Raw genomic sequence first — 1,913 nt, 5'->3', positions numbered from 1 at the left:
CCGCGCCACGGACACCGCGAAACTCCATGCCAATCGCAACCGATAAATTAATGATATTGCCGCCCGGTAAAAATTGACACAGACCCAGTAACTCAGTGAATTTTTCAGGACTTAGCCACTGCCTCTGCTCTACAACGACTTTACGAGCCAAAGGTAATACACCACCAAATCCGATTAAACCTAATGTTAAAAAACCTAAAAACAGTTCTGTGCAAGTCGGTATGGTCTCCTTCTGCACAGCAATCTCAACATGGTTCATTTTCGTTACTTTTCACTTTATCTGACCAAGATAGAATGCTACTTTTATGATATATCTACAAATGCTTTTATTTTCACTAACCATACCCTAAAGGTATTCCTATGCTCGATTTACATAAGCTTCATGCCTTTGTGGTGGTGGTAGAAGAAAGAAATATCACTCATGCTGCAAACCGATTATTTATTCAACAACCACCTTTGACACGTTTACTCAAAAAACTTGAAGAAGAACTCGGCACTCAGTTACTTATTCGCCAGCCTCGTGGTATTGAACCCACAGAAGCGGGTTTAGCTTTATTTAAAGAAGCACAACTTTTATTAGAACATGCCAAACATATTCCAAAATTAGTCCAAGATGTTAGCCAAGGTAAAACTGGACAACTTAATATTGGTTTTACGAGTTCCGCAGGTTTACATCCGCTCATTTCACTCGTATTGCGGTCATATCGAGAAATATATCCAAAGGTACTAACCAAACTTGAAGAAGCAGGCAGCCAAAAACAATTAGATCGATTAATCTCAGAGAAACTTGATATCGCTTTTTTAAGAGCACCCATCAGCCGTGATATTGGGCTAAAGCATCTTCATATATTAGATGAGCCAATGGTAGTGGCATTACCTATGGGCCACCCACTTACACAAAAAGAAAAAATTAGCTCAAATGACTTATCAGATGAAAATTTTGTTTTATACCGTCGTTCTTCAGGACAAGGTTTATATGACAATATTTTATATAGTTGCTATCAAGCAGGCTTTAGTCCACGCATTATTCAAGAAGCACCTCGTCCTACCGCAACATTAAATTTAGTTGCTGCTGGAATTGGTATAACAATTGTGCCAGCCTCAATGCATAACTTTTGGGAACATGAAATTGTATATCGCGAGTTTGATGATTCTATAAAAATGAATGCTCCTATTTACTTGATTACACGTGAAAATGAAAATTCAGCCAAAGTTTCAAACTTCATTGAACTACTACAAAAACTATTACCAACGATGACTTGAGTGTGAATAACGAGACAATAAAAAAGTGCCTGTATAAAGGCACTTTAATACCCCCCTAAACAAATAAATTTTGTTATATTTCTTAAGTGTAATACTTTTTCTTTAGCCAAAGTGAAACTGAAACCAATAAAATCAGCACAGGTACTTCAACCAATGGTCCAATCACTGTGGTAAATGCCACAGGTGATGCTAAACCGAAAGTTGCAATCGCAACAGCTAAAGCCAACTCAAAGTTATTACCTGCCGCGGTAAATGAAATTGCCGCTGTACGCGGGTAATTATTCCCCATACGTTTACTCATAAAGAAGCTAATAAAGAACATGACCACAAAGTAAATCGTGAGTGGAATTGCAATACGTAATACATCTAAAGGTAAGCTCACCACATCACCACCTTTTAGACTAAACATAGCAACAATCGTGAATAGTAAAGCAATTAAACTAAGCGGACTGATTTTTGGTAAAAATTTAGTTTGATACCAATCTAACCCTTTTGATTTAACTAAAATCAAACGCGTTAAAAATCCCATTAAAAATGGAATACCTAAGTACACCAAAACCGCATGTGTAATAGTCCAGAAATTGACATCAATGACTTGCCCTGCCACACCAAAATATGGTGGCAAAAAGGTCAAGAATAACCATGCATAA

3 protein-coding genes are annotated in these 1,913 nt (G+C 37.3%); 1 reads left to right on the top strand and 2 read right to left on the bottom strand.

Annotated elements, in window-relative coordinates; all coding sequences use genetic code 11:
- Nucleotides 1–259: chromate transporter (locus tag UC75_RS19685; RefSeq protein WP_228137011.1), on the bottom strand; the 259-nt coding region annotated here is incomplete at its 3' end.
- A 101-nt stretch (nucleotides 260–360) separates the two neighbouring features.
- Here UC75_RS19685 and UC75_RS01515 point away from each other — a divergent pair.
- A complete protein-coding gene (locus UC75_RS01515; protein WP_049836464.1) occupies nucleotides 361–1,263 on the top strand; it encodes a LysR family transcriptional regulator in 903 nt (300 codons plus the stop codon).
- 82 nt (nucleotides 1,264–1,345) lie between these two features.
- On the opposite strand, the gene UC75_RS19680 is transcribed toward UC75_RS01515, so the two are convergent.
- The coding region (locus UC75_RS19680) for an arsenic resistance protein (RefSeq protein ID WP_416202192.1) at nucleotides 1,346–1,913 on the bottom strand (568 nt) is incomplete at its 5' end.

The sequence above is a fragment of the Acinetobacter sp. V2 genome (assembly GCF_001188385.1).
Taxonomy (GTDB): Bacteria; Pseudomonadota; Gammaproteobacteria; order Pseudomonadales; family Moraxellaceae; genus Acinetobacter; species Acinetobacter oleivorans.
The sequence above is the reverse complement of the archived record's forward strand: the minus strand, read 5'-3'. Positions and strand labels throughout refer to the sequence as shown.

Excerpts from the sequence above, each read along its gene's own strand:
- UC75_RS01515 (WP_049836464.1), top strand. The coding sequence starts at position 361 with ATGCTCGATTTACATAAGCTTCATGCCTTTGTGGTGGTGGTAGAAGAA.